At 52.4% G+C, this 25,847-nt stretch carries 24 protein-coding genes; 16 read left to right on the forward strand and 8 right to left on the reverse strand.

All coding sequences use genetic code 11. The features are described from left to right. Positions 1-257 precede the first annotated feature (257 nt). Together BUE76_RS17815 and BUE76_RS17820 are read left to right on the forward strand one after the other, a co-directional pair. A complete protein-coding gene (locus tag BUE76_RS17815; protein WP_073043356.1) occupies positions 258-632 on the forward strand; it encodes a hypothetical protein in 375 nt (124 codons plus the stop codon). 149 nt (positions 633-781) lie between these two features. Continuing rightward, a complete protein-coding gene (locus BUE76_RS17820) occupies positions 782-1,204 on the forward strand; it encodes a nuclear transport factor 2 family protein (RefSeq protein ID WP_073043358.1) in 423 nt (140 codons plus the stop codon). Positions 1,205-1,292: 88 nt separating this feature from the next. Here BUE76_RS17820 and BUE76_RS17825 read toward each other — a convergent pair whose 3' ends face one another. Continuing rightward, positions 1,293-2,660: a family 1 glycosylhydrolase gene (locus tag BUE76_RS17825; RefSeq protein WP_216820679.1), complete on the reverse strand. Its 1,368-nt coding sequence runs from the start codon at positions 2,658-2,660 to the stop codon at positions 1,293-1,295. Positions 2,661-2,827: 167 nt separating this feature from the next. Between BUE76_RS17825 and BUE76_RS17830 the strand changes: the two genes are divergently transcribed. The 14 genes from BUE76_RS17830 (at position 2,828) to BUE76_RS17895 (ending at position 18,388) form a co-directional block, all read left to right on the forward strand. Next, on the forward strand, positions 2,828-3,292 hold the full coding sequence (locus BUE76_RS17830) for a response regulator (RefSeq protein WP_073043360.1): 465 nt from the start codon (positions 2,828-2,830) through the stop codon (positions 3,290-3,292). Positions 3,293-3,330: 38 nt separating this feature from the next. Further along, positions 3,331-4,524 (forward strand): sensor histidine kinase, encoded by a 1,194-nt coding sequence (locus BUE76_RS17835; protein ID WP_073043362.1) that lies wholly within the window; start codon positions 3,331-3,333, stop codon positions 4,522-4,524. Between the two features lie 27 nt (positions 4,525-4,551). After that, on the forward strand, positions 4,552-8,136 hold the full coding sequence (locus BUE76_RS17840; protein ID WP_073043364.1) for a response regulator: 3,585 nt from the start codon (positions 4,552-4,554) through the stop codon (positions 8,134-8,136). A gap of 76 nt (positions 8,137-8,212) precedes the next feature. Then, positions 8,213-8,581, forward strand: coding sequence for a response regulator (locus BUE76_RS17845; protein ID WP_073043366.1), 369 nt, complete (start codon positions 8,213-8,215; stop codon positions 8,579-8,581). Between the two features lie 31 nt (positions 8,582-8,612). Further along, entirely contained in the window at positions 8,613-9,437 is an 825-nt protein-coding gene (locus BUE76_RS17850; RefSeq protein ID WP_073043368.1) for a CheR family methyltransferase, read from the forward strand. Beyond that, positions 9,419-10,009, forward strand: coding sequence for a chemotaxis protein CheB (locus BUE76_RS17855; RefSeq protein ID WP_073043370.1), 591 nt, complete (start codon positions 9,419-9,421; stop codon positions 10,007-10,009). The genes BUE76_RS17850 and BUE76_RS17855 overlap by 19 nt, the downstream gene beginning before the upstream one ends. A gap of 205 nt (positions 10,010-10,214) precedes the next feature. Beyond that, positions 10,215-10,946 carry a carbohydrate-binding family 9-like protein gene (locus tag BUE76_RS17860; protein WP_083596518.1) on the forward strand — a complete coding sequence of 244 codons (732 nt, stop codon included), beginning with the start codon at positions 10,215-10,217 and terminating at the stop codon, positions 10,944-10,946. A gap of 202 nt (positions 10,947-11,148) precedes the next feature. Further along, the gene (locus tag BUE76_RS17865; protein ID WP_073043614.1) at positions 11,149-11,616 is read left to right on the forward strand and encodes a RidA family protein; all 468 of its coding nucleotides are present in this window, start codon (positions 11,149-11,151) and stop codon (positions 11,614-11,616) included. A 163-nt stretch (positions 11,617-11,779) separates the two neighbouring features. After that, positions 11,780-13,000: an aminotransferase class V-fold PLP-dependent enzyme gene (locus tag BUE76_RS17870; protein ID WP_073043372.1), complete on the forward strand. Its 1,221-nt coding sequence runs from the start codon at positions 11,780-11,782 to the stop codon at positions 12,998-13,000. A 234-nt stretch (positions 13,001-13,234) separates the two neighbouring features. Further along, positions 13,235-14,992 carry a c-type cytochrome gene (locus BUE76_RS17875; RefSeq protein WP_073043374.1) on the forward strand — a complete coding sequence of 586 codons (1,758 nt, stop codon included), beginning with the start codon at positions 13,235-13,237 and terminating at the stop codon, positions 14,990-14,992. Positions 14,993-15,048: 56 nt separating this feature from the next. Further along, positions 15,049-15,549 carry a RidA family protein gene (locus BUE76_RS17880; protein ID WP_216820680.1) on the forward strand — a complete coding sequence of 167 codons (501 nt, stop codon included), beginning with the start codon at positions 15,049-15,051 and terminating at the stop codon, positions 15,547-15,549. 72 nt (positions 15,550-15,621) lie between these two features. After that, positions 15,622-16,863 carry an amidohydrolase/deacetylase family metallohydrolase gene (locus BUE76_RS17885; protein ID WP_073043378.1) on the forward strand — a complete coding sequence of 414 codons (1,242 nt, stop codon included), beginning with the start codon at positions 15,622-15,624 and terminating at the stop codon, positions 16,861-16,863. Between the two features lie 103 nt (positions 16,864-16,966). After that, positions 16,967-17,854 carry an SMP-30/gluconolactonase/LRE family protein gene (locus tag BUE76_RS17890; RefSeq protein ID WP_073043616.1) on the forward strand — a complete coding sequence of 296 codons (888 nt, stop codon included), beginning with the start codon at positions 16,967-16,969 and terminating at the stop codon, positions 17,852-17,854. 102 nt (positions 17,855-17,956) lie between these two features. After that, a complete protein-coding gene (locus BUE76_RS17895) occupies positions 17,957-18,388 on the forward strand; it encodes a VOC family protein (RefSeq protein WP_073043618.1) in 432 nt (143 codons plus the stop codon). 67 nt (positions 18,389-18,455) lie between these two features. On the opposite strand, the gene BUE76_RS17900 is transcribed toward BUE76_RS17895, so the two are convergent. From BUE76_RS17900 to BUE76_RS17930, 7 genes are all read right to left on the reverse strand, one after another. Then, complete coding sequence (locus tag BUE76_RS17900) at positions 18,456-18,914, reverse strand: hypothetical protein (RefSeq protein ID WP_073043380.1); 459 nt, start codon at positions 18,912-18,914, stop codon at positions 18,456-18,458. A gap of 204 nt (positions 18,915-19,118) precedes the next feature. Beyond that, the gene (locus BUE76_RS17905; RefSeq protein ID WP_073043382.1) at positions 19,119-20,285 is read right to left on the reverse strand and encodes a TIGR03364 family FAD-dependent oxidoreductase; all 1,167 of its coding nucleotides are present in this window, start codon (positions 20,283-20,285) and stop codon (positions 19,119-19,121) included. A gap of 34 nt (positions 20,286-20,319) precedes the next feature. Further along, entirely contained in the window at positions 20,320-21,651 is a 1,332-nt protein-coding gene (locus BUE76_RS17910; protein ID WP_178371836.1) for a DUF5690 family protein, read from the reverse strand. Further along, positions 21,648-22,352 (reverse strand): HAD family hydrolase, encoded by a 705-nt coding sequence (locus BUE76_RS17915; RefSeq protein ID WP_073043383.1) that lies wholly within the window; start codon positions 22,350-22,352, stop codon positions 21,648-21,650. The genes BUE76_RS17910 and BUE76_RS17915 overlap by 4 nt, the downstream gene beginning before the upstream one ends. Beyond that, positions 22,336-22,923, reverse strand: coding sequence for an HD domain-containing protein (locus BUE76_RS17920; protein WP_073043385.1), 588 nt, complete (start codon positions 22,921-22,923; stop codon positions 22,336-22,338). Before BUE76_RS17920 ends, BUE76_RS17915 begins: the two co-directional genes overlap by 17 nt. Before the next feature lie 128 nt (positions 22,924-23,051). Then, complete coding sequence (locus BUE76_RS17925; protein ID WP_073043387.1) at positions 23,052-24,131, reverse strand: alkaline phosphatase family protein; 1,080 nt, start codon at positions 24,129-24,131, stop codon at positions 23,052-23,054. Positions 24,132-24,192: 61 nt separating this feature from the next. After that, the gene (locus BUE76_RS17930) at positions 24,193-25,785 is read right to left on the reverse strand and encodes a SusD/RagB family nutrient-binding outer membrane lipoprotein (RefSeq protein WP_073043388.1); all 1,593 of its coding nucleotides are present in this window, start codon (positions 25,783-25,785) and stop codon (positions 24,193-24,195) included. Positions 25,786-25,847: the final 62 nt, after the last annotated feature.

Raw genomic sequence — 25,847 nt, forward strand, 5'->3', positions numbered from 1 at the left:
ACACCAAAGGGTTCCAACTTGTAGTTTTTAGCGTATTACAGCGGCAGGAGATTGCTTCGCCGCACAGGTTTGCTGCAGGCACAAGCAGCGGAGGCGCTTTCACAATGTCGGTGTGCAGTGGGCAACTTTCTTTAATACGGCACGCTTTTTTCCATAATAGATAATGGCAGGATACCTGCTGGGTGTGGTACAATCAACAAATTAATCCGCCTGTGCTGGCATCTTGTTCTTTTATTTTTTACCAAAAACGAATTGTTATGCGCAACGATAATCTGAACGACCGCAACGATGAACTAAGGGACAATAATGACGACCAGTTGCGTCCCAACACCATGAATGAAATGATCAGGGAAGCCAATGGCAACCCTGATACCAACCTGAACCAATTACAGGACACCAGCACCGGGGCTCCCGATAGCGATGGCAGCCACAGTGCGGATGTCACCCGTGGTGTCAACTACTCGCCCAACGACGCTTCCGGCGTGCTGAGCGGCGGCACTTCCGATATGGACAACCAGGGCGATGTGGGTGCACATGCCGCACCGGGCTCGCATGGCAAGTTTGGCTCCAACCTGGAACCCAAGCACAATGTAACCGGCAGCGACTTCGATGGCCAGGTATCTACCTCCTAAGCAGGTATAAGCTTTGGGTAACCGTAAAAGCGGTTTCACCCTTTGGTAAAAGCCCGCACTACTTTGCGTTTGCAAGTTGTGCGGGCTTTTTTTATTAGGTTCTTTTCAACAGCCCGGGTTTGTTATCTTGCCACTCAACCGGTACGAAAATGAAGTTACTGTTCGCCATCGTGCTCCTTTTTGCTGCACCTTGTTGTCGGGCCCAAAGTAAAGGCCCCGAGCAAGCCATTGTTCGTTTCTTCGACGGGCTCGCCCTGCTCAACGACACCCTGATCAGGGAAAACACCACGCCCGATTTCCTGCTGCTGGAGCATGGGGAAGTATGGAATTGCGACACGCTCTTGCGTCGCATTGCACCCCTGAAAGGCAGGACCTTTAAGCGGGTAAATGAATTTAAATTCATCCGTACGGAGCAGCAAGGCAATACAGCCTGGTTGGCTTACGACAATAAGGCCTATATCACTGTCAATAACCAGCAACGCACCGTGCATTGGCTGGAAAGCGCTACCCTGAAATACAACCAGGGAAAGTGGCGGATCGCACTGCTCCATTCCACCCGCCTGCCGGAGTAAGCGAAAAGGAAGGGCAGTAAAAAAACAAGGCTTGATAATCCTTATGTCCAACAAAATATTAATTATCGTCTCCCTTGCATAGCAAGGGCTAATGCCAGTTCTGGTCGGGTTGCTTGTTCAACCTTTTGGCGGCATCTATTACATCCTGGAGCTCCACCGGGTCGCTGAAGGGGTTTTCATCCAGTTCCGTCACCCGGTTCAGTTCTTTTTGCCAGCGTCTTAGTTCCGCAACAAAGGGCGCATAAGGCACCCTGCGCAGGTCCTTGCCTTGGGGCACCAGGTCGCAGATACCATTGTGCAGCCATTTACCATTGTGCCAGTCGGGCATGTCCACCGCAGGAAACAGGCAAATGCCATGCAGGTCCATACCCATGTCCACGGCAGCTAGGGATTCTTCCACCACATCGCGCAGCCAGTCTTCACGGCCTTCTTCCATGCCACTTGTTTCGCTGATGATCATGGGCCGGCGGTACCGCTCCCATGCGCATTTCAGCAAGTCGCAAAGGCTTTTGATGCGGTCATCGTCGGGTGAAAGGGCCTGATGCGGGCCCTGCTCGCGGTACTCCATCTGCCCAAACGAATAGTTGTTGACGCCCACAATGTCAAGCACTTCGGGAGCGCCGCCCAGTTCCGGGTGTTCCCTGCCATACAAAATATCCCAGGCCAGGAAAGTATCTACTTCTGTTTCGTGGCGGGCAGCGGCTTCCAGGTCGGGGCGGTCGCGGGGCGCCACCACCTGTACCAGTGGGTCCATATGCACCATGCGGGCATCCGGAATTACTTCGCGGATGGCGTTCACACCGGCAATAGCGGCCTTGCACAATTGAATACGCAGTTGGAAACGGTCCTCTTTTGTTTTGCGGAAAGGCGCCACCCAGCCCCACTCGCCCCCAATAAAGGCAAAGAAGGTGATCTCGTTGATGGGCGTGAAATAATAAGGCCCCCGCAGGCGGCTGCTTACATAACGGGCGGCTTCCCTGCAATAGGCAGCAAAGCGGGTAATGAAGGTTTCGGAAAAAGGATCCAGGTCGTCGGGGTAGCCATAGTGACACATATCCCAGATGGGCAGGATGCAGTGTTTTTCCATGGCAGCGATCATGGGGTCGATGGCAGAAAAGTCGTAAGCGCCTGCCTTATCCACCATGGGCCAAGGGATGCCCTCGCGGGAAACAGCCATACCCAAGGACCGGAGCAGTTCATAATCGGCATCTGCATAATGGTCGTGCTGCGTTTCCGCCACCAGGTTGCGGCGGCCCTGGTCTTTCCATACAAAGGTGGAACACTCGAAACCGGAAAGAAAAAAGGTGGGGAAGATACCGGGATGCCTGGCCATATATTTATTTGTAAGGCAGTTGATGTAAACCCTGTGCCAGCCGGCGCCTGCTGCCAACCTTTTACCCGCGGCATAAATTTTTTTATAGCCCAGGTCTTTTGCACCCGGTGCTTGTTTGTGCAAGCTCTTGGGTAAGAAAAAGGACAAGACAAAACCGCATTGGCTGATCGCGTTGCTATTAAGCAATTTTAACCTCCAAACAGCCGCAGCAAAGCTGAGGTGCGCTTTTTTTAGGTTAGCTTTGTCACCGTACCCTGCCTCAGCAACACCCAAACCTTTAACCAAGAACCATGGCCCAGACCATCACTTTCCTGTTGGTAGACGACGACATCGACGACACCTTCCTGTTTCGGGAAGTACTAAACGATGTTGCACCACATATTCACCTGCGCACTGCCGCCAACGGACAGGAAGCCATCGAAACACTGAATACCCTGCACACCGAAGGCAGCCCCCTTCCCGACCTGATCTTCCTGGACCTGAACATGCCGCGGATGGATGGCAAACAATGCCTGGGCCTGTTGAAAGAAAGCCAGGTGCTCCACCAAATACCGGTGATCATGTACACCACTTCCTCGCACTCCCGCGACATTGAAGAGACCATGCAAAAAGGCGCTATTTCTTTTATCACCAAGCCCTCGCATGTGTCGGACCTGAAAGCCATATTGGGGTCGCTGGCGGCCAACGTACGCCACAACCTGCGGCCTACCCTGCGCACCCTCAGTGAAACCCAGAACACCTTTATCGTTTGTTGAACCAGTTTTAAGCCTACTACCCCTAACCCAGCCAGGGAATGATCCTGATTGTTGACGACAGACCCGAAAATCTATTCTCGCTCAAAACCCTCCTGCAGCTGCACCGCTTTGAAGTGGACACCGCGGCTTCGGGCGAGGAAGCCCTGCGCAAAATTTTGCGGCACGACTATGCCCTTATCATCCTCGATGTGCAGATGCCCGGAATGGATGGCTACGAGGTGGCGGAAAATATTACCGGCTACAGCAAGTCGAGGGACATCCCCATTCTTTTTCTTTCCGCAGTCAATATCGACAAGCGCTTTATCACCCGGGGCTACGAATCGGGCGGTGTGGACTATATCACCAAACCCTTCGACCCCGAGTTGCTGCTGTTGAAAGTGAAAACTTTTTACCGCCTGTCGGAACAGCAAAAGGCGCTTAATGAAGCGCACGCTACCCTGGAACAGAAAGTGGCCGAGCGAACCGCCGAACTGGTACGCACCAACGAAGCCCTTGAGGCCAGCAATGCCGAGCTGCAGCAGTATGCCTACCTGGCCTCGCACGACCTGCAGGAACCCCTGCGCAAGATCATGACCTTCAGCAGCCTGGTGGCGGAGCGCTTTTTGTCCGACAGGCCAGAGGCGGGTACTTATGTAAAACGCATCATTGCTTCGTCCGAACGGATGCGCAACCTGATCAACGACCTGCTGGAGTATTCCCGGATTTCGGGCAATACCCAGTTTATGCCCACCGACCTCAACCAGCTGTTGCAGGAAGCCCTCTCCGACCTGGAGGTGGCCATCCGCGAAAAAGAAGTGCAGGTACACAGTTCCAACCTCCCCACAGCCGATGTTATTCCTGGGCAAATACGGCAGTTATTCCAAAACCTCCTGAGCAATGCCATCAAGTTTACCCGGCTAGGTGTACGTCCCCAAATTGAAGTGCGGGGCGAAAAGGTAAGTAGCCTTTCGCTGGATGCCCAGCCTGCTGCTGGGGGCAATTACCTGCGGCTGTCTGTAACCGATAATGGCATTGGGTTCAACGAGGCCTACCTGCAAAAAATCTTTGTATTGTTTCAACGGCTGAACGGCCGGGAAGAATATGCGGGCACCGGGCTGGGGCTTGCCATTGTGAAAAAGATCGTGGACCGCCACCATGGCCTGGTGGGTGCCCGCAGCCGCGAGGGGGAAGGGGCCTGCTTTATCGTTGTGCTGCCGCTGCAGCAACAAAGCCCGCCAGCCATCAGCCGCTAATACCGGCTCAAACGCCAACCCTGAACTATGAACCAGACCTTTAAAAGAAACCTGATCCTGGGCTTCGGCTTGTCGCTGCTCCTGCTGCTGATCAGCGCCATAGCCTCGTTTGTCAGCATCCGCTCCCTGGTAAAAAGCGCTTACTGGGTAAACCACACCAACAGTGTGATCATTAACTTGGAGCAACTTTTTTCCAATATTAAAGATGCCGAAACAGGGCAAAGAGGCTACCTGCTTACCCGCGACCCCAGCTTTTTAACCCCTTATAACGGCACCGAAAAAAAGATCATTGCAAACCTGTCGGAGCTGCAGGACCTGACATCGGACAACCCCAGGCAGCAGGTCACCATCAAAACACTGCGCCAGGCCGTACGCATGCGCCTCGACCGGTTGCAGAAACGCATTGACGAACTCAATAACCTGGGTACGGTAAACCTCAGCAACCTGGCCGAGGGGCAACAGCAGATGAACCGGGTGCGGAGCCTTATAGAAGAAATGAACGCCGAGGAGCAGCGTCTCCTTAAACTGCGCACCGAAGATTCGGAAAAGTTCACCCAGAGCACGCTGCTGCTGATCATTGTGGCTTCGATCCTTTCCCTTGCCGTTGCCATCGGTTTCTTTTTGCGGGTACTGGCCGATTACAACCGGCGGGTGGCCCTGCAGCAGGAACTGGAAAAGAAAGACCGCGAAATACACCAGCGGCTTACCATCATCAGCGGTATTGCCGAACAGATATCGGAAGGTAACTATAGTGTTCGGGTAGGCGACGCCGAAGGGCAGGATGTGCTGGGCAGCCTCAGCGGCTCGCTCAACGCAATGGCCCGGTCGCTGGATGACTCTTTTTCCCGCCTGTCGCAAAACGAATGGCTGCAAACCGGCGTGGCCGGCCTCAACGATGCCATGATCGGCGACAAAACCATGCAGGCACTTTGTCATTCCATACTCACCCAGGTGGCCAGCTACAGCGAAAGCAACAGGGGCGCCTTTTACCTGGCCCAGGAAGACGGGAGCCTGAAACTGACCTGCGGCTATGCCCTTCCGCATGGCCTTGACGGCAGGATACTGCGCCCCCACGAAGGCCTGGCCGGCGAATGTGCCGCCCAGCGGAAAATACTTTATATAGAAAATAAAGACGCCACCGACTACGCCATCAGCATCTCCGGGGCGCAACTGCCGCCCCGCTCGGTGGTTGCCATTCCTATTCAGTTTGAAGGCAAGCTGAAAGGGGTCATTGAGCTGGCATCGCTACAGCACTTTGAGCCAAAAACCCACCACCTCTTTTTCGCGGCCATAGCATCCAATACCGGCATTTCCCTCAACGCCGCCAAAAGCCGGCAGCGGGTGCAGGAACTGCTGGAGGAAACCCAGGCGCAGGCCGAAGAGCTACAGGCCCAGCATTCGGAACTGGAAAACATCAACGCCGAACTGGAGGCACAGGCCGAAAAGCTGCAGGCATCGGAAGAAGAACTGCGGGTGCAACAGGAAGAACTGCAGCAGGCCAACAGCGAGCTGGAAGAACGAAGCCGCCTGTTGGAAGAACGCAACAACCTGATCATGGAACGCAACCTGGAGATACAGGCCAAAGCCGAAGAACTGGCGCAAAGCACCCGCTACAAATCGGAGTTCCTGGCCAATATGAGCCACGAACTGCGCACGCCGCTCAACTCCATCCTGCTGCTCTCCCGCCTGCTTTCGGAAAACCACGAGGGCAACCTGAGCACCGACCAGGTAGAATATGCCCGGGTGATCCAGGGATCGGGCAGCGGGCTGCTCACCCTGATTGATGAAATACTGGACCTCTCCAAAATCGAGTCGGGCAAGATGGAACTGGAGTACCAGGATGTGGCCCTTGCCGAAATAGAGAAAGACCTGCGCAACCTCTTTGCGCCGCTGGCAAAAGAAAAAGGAATTGCCTTCGACATCAAAACCGAGGAAGGCGTTACCGGCAGGCTGGAAACCGACAAGCTACGGATAGAACAGATCCTGCGCAACCTCATTTCCAACGCCCTCAAGTTTACCAGTAAAGGATCGGTGCGCCTCAATATCAGCAACCAGGACGACAACCTGCATTTCGCCGTGCAGGATACCGGCATCGGCATTCCTGTGGAGAAACAGCATACCATTTTTGAAGCCTTCCAGCAGGCCGATGGCTCTACCCGCCGCAAGTATGGCGGCACCGGCCTGGGGCTTTCCATCAGCCGCGAGCTGGCCCGGCTGCTGGGAGGAGAAATAACCCTGCAAAGCGAGGAAGGCAAGGGCAGCATATTTACCTTGGTTGTACCAAAGCAAAAAACAACGGTAGCCCCAGCTGAAATGCCTGAACCAGTTATGGCAACTGCGCCCCGCATCGCAACTGCGCAGGCAACACAACCAGCTACACCAGCCTTTACTGCCGAACAAATCCCGGCATCCATTCCTGATGACCGCGCAAGCATTGGTCCCAACGACCGGGTGCTGCTGATTGTGGAAGATGATACGGGTTTTGCCCGCTCCCTGCTCGACTATGCGCGCCGCAAAAACTATAAAGGCATTGTAGCGGTGCGCGGAGACGAGGGCATTGAACTGGCACAACGCTACCGCCCATCGGGTATTTTGCTGGATGTGCAATTGCCGGTAAAAAGCGGCTGGGAAGTAATGGAAGCGCTCAAGGGCAACCCGGCTACCCGTCCCATCCCGGTACATATGATGTCGGCCATGCAGGTAAAACACAAAAGCTTGACTGCCGGCGCCATCGATTTTATCGACAAGCCCGTTGCCTTTGAGCAGCTCAGTTCCATGTTCCAGAAAATAGAAGAAGCACTGAGCAAGCATCCCCGCAAGGTGCTGATTGTGGAAGAGAACACCCGTCATGCACAGGCACTTGCTTATTTCCTGGAAAACTATAGCGTGCAGTCGCAGATACGCAACTCGGTGGACGAAGGCATCAAGGCCCTCAATGGCAACGAAGCCGACTGTGTGATCCTGGACATGGGCGTTCCCGGCCAGCATGCCTACAAAACCTTGGAAGAGGTAAAACGTACGCCCGGGCTGGAGCATATTCCCATCATCATTTTTACCGGCCCCAACCTGTCGCACCAGGAAGAGGGACGCATCAAGCAATACGCCGATTCCATCGTAATCAAGACCGCCCATTCCTACCAGCGCATCCTCGACGAAGTATCGCTGTTCCTCCACCTGGTGGAAGAGCAAAAAACAGATCAGGGCAGCCGCCGCAAAGCCCTGATGCCTGCGGAAGTATTGCAGGGAAAAACAGTACTGATTGCAGACGACGATGTGCGCAATATTTTTTCCCTGACCAAAATACTGGAGCAAAACGGCATACAGGTGCTGTCGGCAATGGACGGCAAGGACGCACTGGCACAGCTGCAATCCACCCCTGATGTAGACCTGGTGCTGCTGGATATGATGATGCCCGAAATGGATGGATACGAAACGGCCCGCGCCATTCGCGCCAACCAACGCTGGCGCAACCTGCCCATCATTGCCGTAACTGCCAAGGCAATGACCGGCGACCGCGAAAAATGTATTGAAGCAGGTGCTTCTGATTATATCACCAAACCGGTAGATGTAGACCAGCTGGTTTCACTGCTGCGCGTATGGTTGTACCAGTAAACCAGGCATTCCTTTATACAAAGCGCATTTACTATATGACTAAAACCGGAATCAAAAAGCTACAATCCAATACCGCATGTCTTCCATCCTGATCATCGACGACGATCCCCGCAATGTATTTGCCCTTTCGGCCGTACTGAAAGCAAAAGGGCATACCTGCCGTTCGGCACCAGGTATGAAAGAGGCCTTTGCCTTGCTGCAGGCACATACCGATATCGGCATTATTTTAATGGATATGATGATGCCCGAAATGGACGGCTATGAGGCTATTCCACAACTGAAGGCATCGCCCGACTGGAAACACATACCCGTGGTAGCGGTAACAGCACAGGCCATGACCGGCGACCGCGAACGCTGCCTCGCTGCCGGTGCCGATGACTATTTATCGAAACCCGTGGATGTGCCCCAGTTGGAGGCCCTGCTACAACAATACCTCAAAGCCTGAACCAAGCGACGGCAGGAGCAAAGAGAAGCGTATGGACCCCAATATCATCAGGGAGGAGGAAATAGAACAATTGCTGGCAGGCCTGCTGGACCTGTACGGCTACGATTTCACCAACTATGCCCGTGCATCGCTGCGCCGCCGCATCAACCGCATCATGATTGTAGACAAGCTGCCCTCTTTTGCGGAGCTTTTTTACAAAATCAAAAGCGATCCTGCTTACCTCAAACACTTCGTGGCGGAGGTAACGGTAAACGTTACCGAAATGTTTCGCGACCCGCAGGTGTATGCCACCATCCGCCGCGAAGTGCTACCGGTACTGGCCACCTACCCTTTTATCCGCATCTGGCATGCAGGATGCGCCACCGGCGAGGAAGTGTACTCCATGGCCATCCTGCTGGAAGAAAGCGGGCTGCTGCACAAGTCTTTGTTGTATGCCACCGACCTCAATCACAACATGGTGGAGCAGGTGCGCAGCGGCATCTTTCCCATGCGGCACATGAAGCAGTACTCTGAAAATTATATTGCCGCAGGCGGCAAACAGGACTTTTCGCAATACTATACGGCCAAATATGACCGGGCCGTATTTAGCAGTACGCTGCGCAAAAAACTGATTGTAGCCACACACAACTTGGTATCGGATAGTTCTTTCAATGAATTCCAGATGATCTTCTGCCGCAATGTGCTGATCTACTTTGACAAGACACTGCAGGAAAAGGTGCTGCAACTGCTGGACAACAGCCTGGAGCAAAGAGGCTTTCTTGTTTTAGGTACTAAAGAAAACCTGCGCTTTTCGGCTATTGCTCCGGGTTACCTACCCCTGGCCCCAAAAGATAAAATATGGCGCAAACGACAGTAGGTATCCGCACCGTATTGGTTGTGGGTGGTTCGGCTGGCAGCCTGGACCCGGTGCTGCAAATTGTAGGCGCCCTGCCTGCCGATACAGATGCCGCCATCGTGATTGTAGTGCACCGCAAGGCAGGCTCCGACTCCATTCTGTCCAACCTGCTGGCGGCCAAAACATCGCTGCCGGTAAAAGAAGTGGAAGACAAGGACCCGGTACTTACAGGGCATATATTCCTGGCTCCCCCGGATTATCACCTTTTGTTTGAAAACCGCAACTATTTTGCACTCGATGCCTCGGAGAAAATCAACTACAGCCGCCCCAGCATTGATGTAACTTTTGAATCGGCTGCGGCCGCTTTTGGAAGTACCGTTGTTGGCGTTTTGCTGTCGGGTGCCAATGCCGATGGCGCTGAAGGCCTTGCTGCCATCCGGAATGCCGGCGGCCTAACCCTGGTGCAGGACCCTGCCACTGCCGAAGTATATTATATGCCCCAACAGGCAATTTTGCTGGGCGCTGCAGGGCAAGTTGTACACAAAGACCAACTCCCCGCACGGCTGGCAGCCCTGTTGCGCAGGCAGCCTTAAGTTTCAAACTCCCCTTCCATTTCCCAGGTAAATATTTACCCCATTGTTGTAATGGCTGCCCCTTGGTGCAGGAACCTGATAATGCCCAATGCTTCCATTTTAGCAGGAGTACAAGTGCTGTTTTGCTTATATTAACCGTACCAATGGTTCTGATGATTGCATCGATGGCATAGTGGCAAGTACGGCATAGCTCAAACTTCTTCTGATGAACATCTTCACCCTTATACTCCTACTGATCATGCAGCAAACCACGCATGCGCAAACCACTGCGCCCCCAATGCACCTAAAACCAGCACCGCTGAAAATAAAAAAGACGCAGCCATTTACCCTTACCGGGAAGGGCGAAGCCACAGCATGGAACAGCACGGACTGGATTGCTTTGCAAAAACTGGATGCAGGCGGTGCACCCAACGATACCCGTTTTAAAATCCTGTACACCGACCAGGGAATCTATGTGTTATTTTCAGGTGACGACCAGCGCATTACAACCCAATACGACACCGACTTCAGCAACCTGTTCCTGGGTGATGTATTTGAAGTATTTTTTCATCCCGACCCGCAGGTGCCTGTATATTTTGAATACGAAATAAATGCGCTGGACAAAGAATTGGTGCTGCTCATTCCGAATATCAACGGCCGCCTTTCGGGCTGGACACCGTGGCACTATGAAGGCAGGAAGAAGGTGCAGAAAAAAGTGTGGATTGATGGCGGCAGTGCAGCCATGAACAGCAGCATCAAAGCATGGCGGGCAGAATTGTTTTTCCCGTTTGAACTGCTACACCCCCTGATCAAAACTGCACCGCAAAAGGGCGACCGATGGAACGCCAATTTCTATCGACTGGATTACGATTCGGGCAAAATGATCAAATGGGCATGGAGCCCGGTGGAAACGAATTTCCACGAGTACAAACGCTTTGGAGCTATTGAATTTGACTGAACAAACGTTTGCACGCCAGCGCTCCATTTTCGGACAGGCCAGCATTTAAAAAAGTGGTATTTTAAAAACTGTTAGCACATCCAATACCGCTGCCAAACCTTACTCCGTCAAACCCGTGTTGACCTATTGCAAGCGATTGCCAAACAATAAGCAAACCCGGTTCCCTGCAGTATTGCAGCCCGATTACCAAACCTTTATTTCCATGCACAACCAAAGAAGAAGCGCACTGAAAAAACTGGCAGCATCACTTGCTGGCTTTACTGGTTTTAGTCTGTTTCAAAAAGCACAGGCAACAGCTGTCGATGAAGACCAGCACAGATCCGGCAATATCACCTACAACCAGGAAGTACCGCTGTTTTCCGGACACACCATACACAATGGCCTGGTTTATATTGCCGGCAAGGGTGCACACTTTGAAGGCGACATCAAGGCACATACCCTGCACGTGCTGAAGGAGCTGGAAACAGAATTGAAGAAGGCCGGCAGCTCAATGGAAAAAGTGCTCAAGGTAAATGTATACCTCAACGACATTGCCGACTACCAGGGCATGAACGAAGCCTACAAAGGAAAATTCGGCAACAAACCACCGGTACGTACCACCGTTGCAGTAGCCAGGGGCGGTGTGCCCGGCAACTCGCTGGTTGAAATGGACTGCATCGCATACCTGTAATACTTTGAACCATGGAGACACGTATGCAGAAAGGTACACAGGGAAGCATGTTGATGGCAACTTATAAACCATTATCCTGATTGCTGCGCCTTTTGAGTTCCAAAATTCCGTGTTCTTTCATGTCGCCCTGTCTCCCTGGTTCCCATTTAAAAAAACCCGCATCATGAAACGCAGGGACCTCCTCCGCCGTCTTTCGCTGCTGCCCTTTGCAGGGAGCACGGTAGGCGCTTTTTTTATGCCGACTGCTGTGCAGGCTGCTCCTACAGGCGCCAAACGAAACCTCTTCCAGGAACTGGGTGTGCGCACCTTTATCAATGCTGCGGGCACCTACACTTTTATGACCGGCTCCCTGATGCACGACTATGTGCAGGAAGCATGGCTGGAAGCGTCTAAAGAGTTTTGCCTGCTGGATGAACTGCAGGATAAGGTAGGCGCCAAACTTGCGGAGCTGACCCATGCCGAAGCAGCAGTGGTTACAGCAGGTGCCTTCTCCGGGTTAACCCTGGGCCTTGCAGGCATCCTCACCGGTACCGATGTAGAAAAAGTAAAAAAACTACCGCATATCGGGGGCACCGGCATGAAGTCGGAAGTGATCTACCAGAAAGGCCATGAGATTGATTACAACCATGCCCTTACCAACACCGGCTGCACCATGGTAGCGGTAGAAAACATTGCCGATGTGGAAAAAGCCATCAATGAAAAAACGGCGATGCTCTTCTTCGTAAACATTCTGGCCAACAGTGGCAAGATCAGCCACGAGGAATGGGTGGCACTGGGACGCAAACACGGCATTCCTACCGCCATTGATATAGCCGCCGATGTGCCGCCGGTTGAAAACCTTTGGAAATTCAACGACATGGGTTTCGACTTCGTGGTGGTATCGGGAGGCAAGGCCATGCGGGGCCCGCAAAGCGCAGGCGTGCTGATGGGTCGCAAAAAAATCATTGAAGCAGCACGCCTGCATATGCCGCCACGCGGTTTTAATATAGGCCGGGGTATGAAGGTGAACAAGGAAGAAGTGGTAGCCATGTATGTGGCCATTGAGCAGTTCATCAAACACGATCATGCAAAGGATTATAAAATTTGGGGCGAACGCATTGCGCACATCGAAAATGCAGTAAAAGGCTTACCCGGCGTAAGCACGAATGTCACAACACCCGAACTGGGCAACGTAACGCCTACGCTGGAGGTATCGTGGAAAGAAGACCTGGTGAAGATGAAACCCAAAGACCTGCAGGAGCGACTGCGCAATGGCCAACCTTCCATAGAAGTAGCAGGGGGCAAAGAAAACAGCGTAAATATCACCGCCTGGGTGATGAAGGCCGGTGAAGAAAAAATTGTTGCCCGCAGGCTGAAAGAAGAACTGTCAAGGGCGGCTGTTTAGATCTTCACGCAAAGACGCTAAGGAATAAAGCCGCAATGGAGGGTTGCTTGCAAAGGCGCTAAGGCGCAAAGAAAAACAGTGAAAATATTTTCCACCAATCGCCTAAGCATATAGTGGAATTCAAAATACCACCCGTGGCGCCGTTGCTCCTTTGCGTCGTTGCGTGAAAAAACTTTGCGGCTTTGCTCCTTAGCGCCTTTGCGGGAAAATAGCTAACAAACAAATGAATACCAGATGCAGGCCTGGACTCCTAACACTGGACTTATACTATTGTTTACCACCTTGTTGTTTGCCCAATGCAAACACAAAGGCCTGCCCGTTGGCGACCCAGACAACGGTGGGCTCCAGCTTGCCGATGGCTTTGAAGCGGTAGTAGTAGCTGATAGCCTGGGCAGGGCAAGGCATATGGCCGTTAACCACAACGGCGACATTTATGTAAAGCTGCGCAACGTAGATGCGCAGGGCGGCAGCGTGGCCCTGCGGGACACCGATGGTGATGGCAAGGCCGATATCATGGAAAAGTTTGGCGGCTATTCCGATTCGGGTTCCTACGGAACGGCCATGCGTATCCACAATGGCTACCTCTATTTTAGTACTTCGGGCGAAGTGTACCGGCAGAAACTGACACCCGGAAAACTGGTACCTCAAACGACCATCGAACCTATTGTGGTGGATGACTACCGCAATGACCCGCACGGGTATGAACACATAGCCAAGCCCATTGCTTTTGACAACAAAGGCCACCTGTATGTACCCTTCGGTTCGCCGGGCGACGCCTGCCAGGAACTCAAAAGGGTACCGGGTTCTAAAGGCATTTCACCCTGTCCGGAGTTGGGCGAACACGGCGGCGTCTGGCAGTTTGACGAAGCCAAGCCCAACCAAACTATAAAAGACGGCAAGCGATACGCTACAGGTATCCGCAGCATCGTGGCCATGAGCTGGAATGCGCAGGACAACAACCTTTTTGCACTGCAGCATGGCCGCGACAACCTCCTGGGTACCTGGCCCCAACTGTTCAATGCCTGGCAAAGCGCGGTACTGCCTTCCGAAGAGTTTTTCCGCGTAAAACAGGGCATCGACGCGGGCTGGCCCTATTACTATTACGACTGGATGGATAAAAAGAAAAAGCTTAACCCGGAGTATGGTGGCGATGGCAAGATCACCGCCAAAGGCCAGGATTACGAACAACCGATCATGGGTTTTCCCGGGCACTGGGCACCCAACGACCTCTTGTTTTATACCGGCAACCAGTTTCCCGAACGTTACCGTAATGGCGCCTTTATCGCTTTTCATGGCTCCACCATCAGGGCACCATATCCGCAGGGCGGCTATTTTGTTGCTTTTGTGCCATTCAAGAATGGACAGCCTTCAGGTGAATGGGAAGTGTTTGCCGATGGCTTTGCCGGTGTTGATACCATCTACAATACCAGCGATGCCAAAGCCAGGCCCATGGGTTTGGCGCAGGGTCCCGATGGCTCGCTGTACATCACCGAAAGCGTAAAAGGAAAACTATGGCGCATCGTGTACAAAGGCGACCGGAACAAGTTCAGCACAGCAGGCCTAGAAAAGATGACCGCACTAAAAAGTACAAAGTCCAATATCAAACATCCTGATGCGGTTAAAGACAACCTGCAAAACGGGATGATGGTGGGTGGCGGTCATGTGTACACGACCTATTGCGCAGCCTGCCACCAGTATAATGGCAAGGGGGATGGCACCCGCTTTCCACCGCTGGCCAACTCCGATTGGGTGAACGGTGACAAGCAAAAGCTGATTCATGTTTTACTCAAAGGCCTCAACCAGCCCATACAGGTAAATGGTGTTGCCTACAATGATGTGATGCCTGCACACAACTTTTTAAAGGATGATGAAATATCGGCCGTGCTCAGTTATGTACGCAGGGCTTTCAACAACAATATGGATTCTATTACGCCAGCCGAAGTAAGCCAGGCACGTAGCGGCATCATGCTGGCAAGCCGCAAAAAACCTTAAAGCAAATAATACCTGCGATGACGAACCGCACGATGAAAAGAACTTGTACACTTGTCATGTCCTGCCTGTTGATGACGGCTGCGGTGAAGGCACAAACCACGGCCCCGGAACAAAAGATCAAAGACCTGAACATCCCACTCATCACCCCTGTAGCGCCTACTGCCAACTTCGTAAAAGCCCTCACTGTGGGGAAGATGGTTTATCTCTCCGGACACGGTCCCGACAAACCCGAAGGCGGTCAGGTGGTTGGCAAAATAGGTACCGAGTTGGATGTGGAAGCAGGCAGGGCTGCGGCAAGGCTGGTAGGCATTTCCCTGCTGTCTTCTCTTAAAAAAGAAATTGGCAGCCTTGACCGGGTAAAGCGGGTAGTAAAAGTATTGGGCATGGTCAACGCCGAAGCTTCCTTCACACAACACTCACAGGTGATGAACGGCTTTAGCGACCTGATGGTAGAAGTGTTTGGAGAGTCAGGCAAACATGCCCGGTCCTCGGTGGGCATGAGCTCTTTGCCGGGCAATATCCCGGTTGAAATTGAAATGATTGTTGAACTAAAATAAACTCTTTGCGCCATGGCGTCTTTGCGTGAAATATTGCTCGCAAAGGCGCAGAGGCGCAAAGCAAAAAAGACTATGTATAAGTTTCTCCTCTTCCTGCTTTTTCCCATTTGCGTCTTTGGCCAGCCTTATAGCATCGTAATCAAAGGAGGTCATGTCATTGATCCAAAAAACAATATCAACGAACCCTATGATGTAGCCATCCAAAATGGCAAGGTGGCCCTGGTAGCCAAAAACATAGACGCCAAAGGCGCCACACAGGTGGTAGATGCCAAAGGCTTGTATGTTACACCCGGCCTCATCGACATCCACGGCCATGTATTTGCCGGCACCCATTCCGACCGGTATCTAAGTGATGGCAATTCGGCCCTGATGCCCGATGGTTTTACCTTCAGGGTAGGCGTTACCACCATCGTTGATGCCGGCGGTGCTGGCTGGAAATCTTTTCCGCTGTTTAAACAAAACATCATCGACCAGTCGCAGACAAGGGTGCTTTCTTTTTTAAACATTGTAGGTGAAGGCATGCGCGGTGGGGTACACGAACAGAATATGGGCGATATGGATCCCAGGCAGGCCGCCTTGGTGGCGCAGCAGTATAAAGACCAAATCGTGGGTTTCAAGGTGGCACACTTTAATGGTCCGCAGTGGACACCGGTAGACAATGCCGTTGAAGCCGGGCGCATCAGCAACAAACCCGTCATGGTTGATTTTGGGGGCAATGTGCCGCCCCTGTCGTTGCAGGAGCTGTTTATGCAGCACCTGCGTGCAGGCGATATTTTTACCCATACCTATACCCTGCTCGATGGCAATGTGCGCGAAACCGTAGTGGATGATGCTACCGCTAAGGTGAAACCTTTTGTGTGGGAAGCCATCAAAAAAGGCATTGTCTTCGACGTGGGTTATGGTGGTGCATCGTTCAATTTTTCGCAAGCTATTCCCGCCATCAAACAGGGTTTTCTGCCCACCACCATCAGCACCGACCTGCACACCGGCAGTATGAATACTTCCATGAAAGACCAGCTGAGTGTTATGAGCAAATTCCTGGTGATGGGTATGGAACTGCCTGCTGTGATCAAAGCCAGCACCTGGAGTGCAGCACAGGTTATCAAACATGAAGAACTGGGGCACTTGTCGGCGGGCGCCATCGCCGATATTACCCTACTGGGTTTGCGCCAGGGTAATTTTGGTTTCTACGATAAAACAGGGTACAAGATTGAGGGCAAGCGCAAATTTGAATGCGAGATGACCATCAAGGATGGCAGGATCGTGTACGACCTCAATGGCATTGCCAACCCCGTAGTAGTAAAAAGTAAATAAACAATCCTGCCCTTTGTGTATGCCAGCAAAGGATCACAACACCGGAATAGGAAATACAAACCCCACCATGTTCTACAACACCTGTATCGTAACCTGCACTTTTATGCTTGTTGTCGCCTGCAAAGGTTCGGCAAGCAACGAAACCGTACCCCAACAGGATAGCCTGTACCAGTCGAAAGCATTTACGCCCGCTAAAAGTTTTACCGCCGGCGCTGAAGGTCCTGCCGTAGACAAGGAAGGCAATGTTTACGCGGTCAACTTCAGAACGGAAGGCACCATTGGCCGCATGGCTCCCAATGGCGATACCAGCCTGTATCTGCAATTGCCTAAAGGCAGCACCGGCAATGGCATCCGCCTGTACAAAAACAACCTGTATATAGCCGATTACACGGGACATAACATTTTACAGCTAGATCCGGCAGCAAAGATCTTATCGGTATTTGCCCACGAAGCCCACATGAACCAACCCAATGATATTGCCGTGGACAGCAAGGGTCGCTTTTATGCCTCTGACCCCAACTGGAAGGAAAGCACCGGCCAGCTTTGGCGTATCGATGCCGATGGCAAAACAGTTTTACTGGCAAAAGACCTGGGCACAACCAACGGCGTGGAAGTAAGCCCCGATGAAAAAAGGCTTTATGTAAATGAATCGGTACAGCGCAAGGTGTGGATATTTGACCTTTCACCCGAAGGAGCCATCAGCAACAAGCGCCTGCTGCTGTCATTCCCCGACCATGGTATGGACGGGATGCGTTGCGATGCCGCCGGCAACCTGTACATCACCAGGCATGGCAAGGGAACGGTGGCAAAAATTTCGCCCGATGGCAAACTATTGCAGGAAATAACCCTCAATGGCAAATTGCCCAGCAATATCGCCTTCGGCGGACCTGATGGGCGTACCGCTTATGTAACCTTGCAGGACAATGGCAATATGGAAAGCTTCAGGGTGGACGAACCGGGCAGGGAATGGAAGCTGCAGGCAAACTGGTAAAGGAATTTGCACCAGCCGATTTACTATTATTTTTAGCAAATCAACCTTTCGCAGGTAGTACCTGATTTGCTGCTGCTTTACCTTACCGGCAAACCAAAAAATATGTCTCCACAAACCAACATCATCAACTGGTTCGAAATACCAGTATCTGACATGGCCAGGGCCAAGCATTTTTACGAAACCATTTTTGGCATCGAAATGTACGAGGAAACGATTGCCGGTACACAGATGGCCTATTTTCCCGGTGAACCCGGAAGCGGTAAAGTATCGGGTGCCCTGGCGTTGAGCCCCGATCATAAGCCAACTGCGGATGGCGTGGTGGTGTACCTGAATGCCAACCCTGCCATGAACCCGATAATGGACAAAGTTACCGAAGCGGGTGGCACGGTACTGATGCCCCGCACCCTGATCACACCCGAAATCGGGTACATGGCTTTCTTCTTCGATACGGAAGGCAATAAGATGGCCCTGCACAGTACCGAAGGCATCCACATACCCATTCACGATATGGAATCGGTAATAGGGGGTGAATAGCAAAGCCCATAAAAAAACACCTGGCAATTAAAAGTTGCAAGGTGTTTTTTTATGGGCTTTGCTGTTCTTATGCTTGTTGCTGCAGCACCGCTACGCCAACCGACCAGGCCAGCACCAGCAGCACGGAGCGGAATAAGATTGGGTCGCTGTGAACGGCCACTTGTGTGTGTGCAGAATCGTAGTGCCAGAACACGGGTTCCGATAAGCCCTGGACCTGCAATTCAACCCAGCCTTTTCCAGGTTCGTCTAGTACACTAACCCTCGTATCATCCAGTTGGATGAGTCCTTTTTCACTACTCCTCATTTGCAGCTTGCCTACTACAAGGCCATATTCATTCAGCAGGATGCCACGGGAGGGAAAGAAAGTATCAGCTTCATAAAAGAAAAGCCTACGCGAGCCGCCCTGTATGACTCTTAATGAATGCTTTTCTGGTTCGTACCGGATATCTACCAAAAATTGGGGATCCCCGGTAAGGGCAATAACCAGGCGTTGGTTGTCGGCGTGGGTGCTGGTCCTGATATCCATGGTTAAGTTTTATGGGTGCGCAGCCCGATGCCACTCCTATCGGCATCGAGAGTAGGAAAAGTAAGTAAAGAATAGGTTACCCGAATATTAAGTTTATATGAACTGAGCAGTAAAAAATACGCAAGGTGTTTCCTGTCGCATCCGGCACTTATACCAACCTGCTAATACTGTCCTGTTGCAACAATGGTGCCTCAAGATTGCTGGTTAAGCTGGAAACAAGGTGGCTTCGTTGGAAGGCCATAATAGGGATTGGGGATGTTCCAATACAGCTTCGGCAAGGCCAAAAGAAAGGGTCATTCCAGCTCCTCCCAAACCATTCACGATGGTTACACCAGGCTCCGGCGCCAATACCATTTCCGTGGCACCATTGGTAAGCTTTGGATAAATGCCGTTCCAGGTTTGCTGCAGGTCCCAGTTCTTCAGCCGTACAAATCTTTGCAGGTAGTGCAGGATCAGGTCGTTGATAAAGGTCTTATCAAACGGATCGTGCACCAGGCCGTACTCGTGGCTGTCGCCAATGGTAAGCGCCCCTTCTCCGTTTTGCGATACCATCACATGAATGCCCCATTTACCATATTCCGGGAGGGTGTCCTGGTAGTGGGCAACCAGTGCCTGCAAGGAAGGCGCAAGGGTAAAGCTTTTATAATGCGTGAGCGACAGGCCGCCACATAAGGAAGGGCCGATACGCCAGTCGCCGGGTTGTGGCTTGATCCGCATCAACTGCAGTTTGCATTTGGTAATGGGCGCCGCCGCAAACACCTCGGGGTAAAGGGTTTCAAAATCGGCGCCACTGCATACAAAGATCTGGTCGGCAAACCAGTTGCGGTTGCCGGCCCACACGGTCGGGCTGGCAATATGCGTAACCGCCGTATTAAAGAAAAACTGCACGCCAAATTTTTCCGACAGGTATGCAGGCAGGCGCTCGATGGCTACCCGGCTTTCTACAATCAGTTCATCGGCGCTCCACAAGCCACCCTGAATCCCGTAGGGGTTAATGGCCGGCGACAATGCCCGGGCATCGGCGGCCGTTACCATTCGTAAGGGGCGTTGCCCCGAAAAGCTGGCAAATTCCTCCAGCACCTGCAACTCAAGCTGGTTATACGCCAGGTGAAGGCTGCCGCTTTCTTCGTACCACAGCCCCGCCTCATCACATACTTTCTTCCAGATGGAGCGGCTGCGCAGGGCTCTTTCATACAAGGGTCCATCGGGCTGGCCAATGGGCCAAACCATACCAAAGTTGCGGATGGAGGCACCCACGGCTTTTTCGTTTCTTTCCAACACGGTTACCTGGTAGCCACGTACGGCAAGACTGCGGGCCATGGCGAGGCCAACGATACCGGCGCCAATAACAATTGCTTTCTGTGCAGGCATTTATTAAACTTGAATTTTATACAATTTGGTGCGTTCAGGCTGCCACTACCACGGGATCCGGAAGCCTGGTGGGTGATGCTTCCTGCAATGGCCAGCCGGTGTGCTTTTTACGGAAATATAAGGCTGCCATTACGGTACCCAGAATCCCCATCAGGCTCATGACCCAGATGGCCTGAACAAAAAAGGCAGTCCAGCTCAAACGCAACCCCCAGAATTCTTTTACAAACAATACCAGCACACTTCCCAGGTAGCCGAAAGCATCGGCCAGGTACATCAAAAAACCCACATTGCCTTTCAGTCGAAAGGCAGCGATCATCCGTTCGAAATACAGGCAGTTGAAAGGCACATAGCTGATATAAAGGCCTGTTCCGGAAAGAATCATCCAGAGTTGGGGCGCCAGCATCCCCGAGGAAAACAACAGGGTGGCGGCAAGTGCCAGCAGGAAGCCGCAAATGATGATCAGGTGGTTGAACAGGAAAGCCTTCAGGTTGCTGCGTACCAGCATCAGGCTGCCCATGGCCCCAAGTACCACCAGGGAAACTGGTATTTCGGCATGTGTGAAAACAGCGGCACTGGCGCCAAAGCCCAGCTCGGTCCATAGCTCGTTGGCGAAATTATCACGCAGGTCGCGCAGCACGGTCAACAGTACATAAGTGAGCATAACGGCTGCCAGCCCGGGCCCCAGCAACTGCAACAACCGCAAACGTTCGGCAGCGGTCATGGGCAACCGCACCGAGCGGTGGGCTACATCGGCAGCTGAGGGTGGCGGCACATGATGGAGCAGCCAGGTGGCCACCAACATCGGCAAAAGAAAAATGGCACCACAGCAAAAGGGCATCCACTGTTCGGAAAGTCCCATATCCAGCAACAACCATTTACCGGCACTCTTCATCATACCCGATGCAAGGATAAAGCTGGTAGCCAGCACCGTACCCATCAGTTCGGTAGCACGGCGGCCTTCGAGGTAGCTAAACACCACGCCCCATACCATTCCCAGCGGAAACCCATTGAGCAGCAGCCACACCACGCCCCAGGGCGCAGGTGTAAGGGCAAAACCCAGCAGGGCCAGCCAGGCTGCGGTAATCAGCACCACGATGGTTTTGGCCCTGTGGCCTGCACCCAAGGCTGAAATAAAACGGATACCGTAAAACTTGCTGCACATATAACCCAGGACCTGGGCGGTCACCAGCCATACTTTATAGGAAACACCCATAAACTGAAGCCTGTTGAAGGCAGCCACCGTAAAGGGCTTGCGGAAAGCGTACATACAGCAATAGACCGCAAAGGCGCAAAAGGCGGCAAATACCACCAGCACGGCAGGTGGCTTTCGCGCCAGCCATCGACTTATAGCAGCAGACTGCATCATGCCGTTGCGGTTACATGTTCAAGCAGGGGCATCAACTGCGATAAATCGTCGATGATAAAGGAGGGATTATGCGGCACCAGGGCGTCGGCAGTAAAGGCGCCTGTAGTTACTGCTATGGAAAAAAGGCAACCGGCATTAAGCCCTTCGTGTATGTCCACTTCGGTATCGCCCACCTTTACCACTTCCAGCGGATCGGTGATGCCGGCACGTTCCATCAACCGGTTGATCATGTATGGGTAGGGCCTTCCTTTGGGCACTTCATCGCTGGCAACCAGGTCATCTACCAGGCCATTGCGCAGCCAGCCCAGCCGGCCGAGTATTACATCGGCAATATCGCGTGAAAAACCGGTGTCCAGGGCTACCCGGATGCCAGCCGACCGGAGGCGGGCAAAACTGGCTTCCACATGGGGCAGGGGCATGATGGCTGCATACCGGTAATGCCCCAGCATATGGGCTAAAAACCGGTCGTGGATACGATCTACCAGTTTCGTTGTGATGCGGTCTTCGTTGGTTTCGTACTCCGAAAGCATGATGCGGATAGCTTCCGGTTTTTTATACCCCATCAGCGGATTGATAAGGCTTACCGGGATAAAATAGCCCCACTCCTGCATGGCCCGCTGAAAGGCCAGCGCAATAGCGCCGTCATCGGCAACAGTGGTACCTGCCATGTCGAATACGACCATTTTAATAGTTGCTGGCATACAGATATTCTTGACGCATTAAGTGTTGTAAGATCACCGGTTCAAAATAGGTGGGCGGCGGCACCAGCACCATCGTGTCTTTACCCAATTCGTCCCATCGGCGTACTGCAATGATGTCGTTGAAAAAAGGAAGTTGCTCAAACAAACGGGCTTCATTGGCGCCCATTGCACCACCCTGCCACTGCAGGGTTACCAGGCTTGCCGGTGACAGTTTCCTGCGGTAGTCTTCATCTTTGGCTACCAGGTAGCGCTTGGCAGCCACATGATTTTCCACAATGCTGCACACCCTTGGCGAAAAGCCCCTTGCGCGGAGATAAGCGCCCCCCAGCAACTCATGGTTCACCACGCCAAAACCATACATGGTTTCGGTATGTGGTTCCTGTTTCAGCAGGTGCCCGATATCGTGGAGCAGGCCTGCCACCACCAGGTCGGCATCCCCGGTTTCCACTTCGGCTATCAAAGCGCACTGCATCATGTGCGATGCCTGCGATACCGGTTCGCCGTCATAATCTTCCGCACCATGTAAGGCAAACAGGTCCATGATTTCTGCAACAACAAATTTTGGAGCCATAGGAAAACTGGAGGTTAAGTAAGCTTATTGAAGTTGGTAAAAAAACAAAGGGGGCAGCAAGGGGCAAGCGGATGGTAATGGTAAATTAATACACGCACCGGCAGGCCTGAACTGCAAACCGGCAGCTTTTACTTACCTGCTACAGGTTGTAATGCAGGCATTACCGGGTGCGCTACTTTAAACTGTATTCCAAGCAGCGATGCAATGGTTGCTGCTACCTGTGCCTGGTACAATTGCGCGGGTGTTTTCACCTCACCCAAAGCCGGCAGTCCGGGGCCCATGGCTGCTATCCAGATGGCGCTTGCCTCGGGCACTCCTTCGCCATGATCGCGCCACTGCTTTTTGTCCTTGTCGCCGCGGCCATGATCGGTGGCAATGATCAGGGCTGTTTTGTCTTTGTATTGCGGCATCGCCTGGATGGTTTGCCACAAGTCGGCAACCATGGCATCCTGTGCATGTGCGCTCTTGATGTACTGGTCGTACTGGCCGCCATGTGCATAATCATCGGTCTCATCAAAAGCGAGGTACAACACCCGGGGTTTACTTACCTTCAGGTACTCACGGGCAGCCATATACGTAAATATATCGGGGCGTACATCAATGGGCCGCGTGGTGAGCTTTTGCAGATCGTTGAGCAGCCGCAGTTCGGGATTGGTTGCAGGAAAGGAATCAAAGTCCGCATTTACATACAATCCGCTGCGCTGCCGGTTGAGGATATAGAGAAAAACATCCCAGGTAGCAAATGCCGCAACCTTGCCTTTAAAACCTGGCTGGCTATTGATAAACTCCAGCACATTGACATTCTTGTTCCAAACCTTATCGTTCGAATTAACGGCGGTATCGGGATAGCCGGTAAACAACTCATTGTAACCCGGGTAAGAGAACCGGTACTTATTGGCCACATCCACCTGGTTGCCATAAGCACGGTTGCCATGCAACTGGCCATTGGCAGCAATGGTTTGCCATAAAAAAGGCAGCAGCTTTTGCCTCCGCACTTCGGGTGCTGCATCCCAGAACTTTGTCTTCATGCCTTCCCCATCGCGGGTGTACGCCTTGCTGTTCATCAATGCCGAATCAACACCGTTGAATACCTCCTGCCAGCGCATACCATCGAGGGTAACAACAATGACGTTCTCTATTTTATTTTTTTGTGCATTAGCACCATGCAAGCACAATAATCCGGCGAAAAGAATAAAAAACTGCTTCATACAATACAAGGGGTGATTGGGTAAAAAATCCTGCTCTTCAAATTAGACAATGGAACCCAGATCAGCGCACCACCCACGGGTTTTGATTGATATCATCCTTGCCGCCATATTGCGCAGCGAGTGCTGCATCGAGGTTGCTCCTGTTGGTAGTTGCTTCCGACACCGGGTATTGAAAACGGCGGGGAATAACACCACTGTTGCCCGTTCCGGGTCCACCCTGTGCAAAGGCTGGCACGCCGGTTCTGCGGTAGTTGAAATAAGCTTCCCAACCCGAGTTCTGGAAAAAGGCCAGGTACTTCTGGGAGAGAATTTTGTTTAAACCATCTGTTCCTGCGGCATACTTCACGGTGGGCTGGCTGTAATAATCATCCCAGTTGAAATTAACTGTATACTGGTTGTAATCGGCTGCATTGGTCACCTGTCCGCCCGCCGTGAAAAAGTAAAGCGTGAGGTTGCCCGGCTGTACGCCCATCATTGCCTGTGCGGCTTTAATCCCCGACACATAGTAAGCTTCGGCATCACCACCGGCCCATCCCCTGTTCATGCCTTCGGCAATATTGAAGCATTGTTCCGGATACCCAACCTGGATGGTAGGTTCGGCAGTATAGGTGCTGTAATACCGCTTACGGTTGTAAAACGAATATTCACCCGGCAGGATACCGGCACCGTTGTTCACACCGGCCTTCGACGACATATCGGCAAGATCCTGCGCGGAAGAAGCACCCACAAAGGCTGCGTAATCGGTGGGCGCAATACCTGCCTTAATTTTGGCACCTGCGGGCTCCGCTACATAAAAAGTACGCGGGTCCCTGAGGGATGCCAGGGTATTAAGCAAAGTAGCCGCCATGTTGTACCGGGTGGCATCAAAACCGAAGTTATCAGGGTTGGTGGGGTACTTGTTGAATTGGTTGTTGTACCGGTACTGCAGGTTGTCGTCGTTGCTGCCAAACAGGGGATATTTTGCGGGATCGGCAAGTATTTGCGCAAACTGCTGTTTTACCTGCAGGTCTGCATCCTCATCCTTTTTACTCAGGGCCACCAGTACCCGCAGGCGGAGTGCGTTTACCGCCTTTTGCCACTTACTCAGATCGTTGTTGTAATAAATATCACCGCTCAGGTTTCTGTCGCCGGCTTTTACCAGGGCAGCAAGGTCGGTATTGGCGGCATCCAGCCATGCCAGCACCTGTTTGAAGATATCTTTCTGGCTATCGTATTTGGGTGCCAGGTTCTCGGTGCCTTTCAGGGCATCGTTCATGGGCAGGTCGCCCAGCTTCATGGTCATTTCGTAAAAGAAAAATGCACGGAAGAACTTGCCCAGGGCTGCATAGGCATTTTGTGCCGGCAACCCTATGCGTAGTGCTTCGGCTTCCATTTGCTGTACGTTCTTGAGCGTAGTATAATTCAACCCTGTAGCGGCCCAGTTGTACTCCTGGTTGCCATAGTAGTTGTAGTTGCAGGCAAAGAACTGGTTGTACCGCATCACATCGTTCCATGCGCCGCGGTAGAAATCGTTGGCTACGCCACTGAACACCAGTCCGGGGGTAACCTGCTTGGGCTGGTTGGGGTTGGCTTCGAGTGCATCAAACTTTTTACATCCTACAAGGGTGGCACTGAAGATTGCTGTGCCCAGGATGATCTTTTTGAAGGATTGCATATACTTTGTTTTGGCCGGACTATCTCTATTTGTTCGGCCAGTTAATGATTGTTGTATTAATG

The organism is Cnuella takakiae, assembly GCF_001953305.1.
Classification (GTDB): domain Bacteria; phylum Bacteroidota; class Bacteroidia; order Chitinophagales; family Chitinophagaceae; genus Flavisolibacter; species Flavisolibacter takakiae.

Bases quoted from the DNA above. Each gene is read 5' to 3' on its own strand.
- BUE76_RS17865 (WP_073043614.1), top strand. From the start codon at position 11,149: ATGCACAACCAAAGAAGAAGCGCACTGAAAAAACTGGCAGCATCACTT.
- BUE76_RS17905 (WP_073043382.1), bottom strand. From the start codon at position 20,285: ATGCCTGCACAGAAAGCAATTGTTATTGGCGCCGGTATCGTTGGCCTC.
- BUE76_RS17880 (WP_216820680.1), top strand. From the start codon at position 15,049: ATGTCCTGCCTGTTGATGACGGCTGCGGTGAAGGCACAAACCACGGCC.
- BUE76_RS17840 (WP_073043364.1), top strand. From the start codon at position 4,552: ATGAACCAGACCTTTAAAAGAAACCTGATCCTGGGCTTCGGCTTGTCG.
- BUE76_RS17835 (WP_073043362.1), top strand. From the start codon at position 3,331: ATGATCCTGATTGTTGACGACAGACCCGAAAATCTATTCTCGCTCAAA.
- BUE76_RS17845 (WP_073043366.1), top strand. From the start codon at position 8,213: ATGTCTTCCATCCTGATCATCGACGACGATCCCCGCAATGTATTTGCC.
- BUE76_RS17915 (WP_073043383.1), bottom strand. From the start codon at position 22,352: ATGCCAGCAACTATTAAAATGGTCGTATTCGACATGGCAGGTACCACT.
- BUE76_RS17855 (WP_073043370.1), top strand. From the start codon at position 9,419: ATGGCGCAAACGACAGTAGGTATCCGCACCGTATTGGTTGTGGGTGGT.
- BUE76_RS17895 (WP_073043618.1), top strand. From the start codon at position 17,957: ATGTCTCCACAAACCAACATCATCAACTGGTTCGAAATACCAGTATCT.
- BUE76_RS17815 (WP_073043356.1), top strand. From the start codon at position 258: ATGCGCAACGATAATCTGAACGACCGCAACGATGAACTAAGGGACAAT.
- BUE76_RS17920 (WP_073043385.1), bottom strand. From the start codon at position 22,923: ATGGCTCCAAAATTTGTTGTTGCAGAAATCATGGACCTGTTTGCCTTA.
- BUE76_RS17870 (WP_073043372.1), top strand. From the start codon at position 11,780: ATGAAACGCAGGGACCTCCTCCGCCGTCTTTCGCTGCTGCCCTTTGCA.
- BUE76_RS17910 (WP_178371836.1), bottom strand. From the start codon at position 21,651: ATGATGCAGTCTGCTGCTATAAGTCGATGGCTGGCGCGAAAGCCACCT.
- BUE76_RS17875 (WP_073043374.1), top strand. From the start codon at position 13,235: ATGCAGGCCTGGACTCCTAACACTGGACTTATACTATTGTTTACCACC.
- BUE76_RS17820 (WP_073043358.1), top strand. From the start codon at position 782: ATGAAGTTACTGTTCGCCATCGTGCTCCTTTTTGCTGCACCTTGTTGT.
- BUE76_RS17890 (WP_073043616.1), top strand. From the start codon at position 16,967: ATGCTTGTTGTCGCCTGCAAAGGTTCGGCAAGCAACGAAACCGTACCC.
- BUE76_RS17925 (WP_073043387.1), bottom strand. From the start codon at position 24,131: ATGAAGCAGTTTTTTATTCTTTTCGCCGGATTATTGTGCTTGCATGGT.
- BUE76_RS17830 (WP_073043360.1), top strand. From the start codon at position 2,828: ATGGCCCAGACCATCACTTTCCTGTTGGTAGACGACGACATCGACGAC.
- BUE76_RS17930 (WP_073043388.1), bottom strand. From the start codon at position 25,785: ATGCAATCCTTCAAAAAGATCATCCTGGGCACAGCAATCTTCAGTGCC.
- BUE76_RS17860 (WP_083596518.1), top strand. From the start codon at position 10,215: ATGAACATCTTCACCCTTATACTCCTACTGATCATGCAGCAAACCACG.
- BUE76_RS17885 (WP_073043378.1), top strand. From the start codon at position 15,622: ATGTATAAGTTTCTCCTCTTCCTGCTTTTTCCCATTTGCGTCTTTGGC.
- BUE76_RS17850 (WP_073043368.1), top strand. From the start codon at position 8,613: ATGGACCCCAATATCATCAGGGAGGAGGAAATAGAACAATTGCTGGCA.
- BUE76_RS17900 (WP_073043380.1), bottom strand. From the start codon at position 18,914: ATGGATATCAGGACCAGCACCCACGCCGACAACCAACGCCTGGTTATT.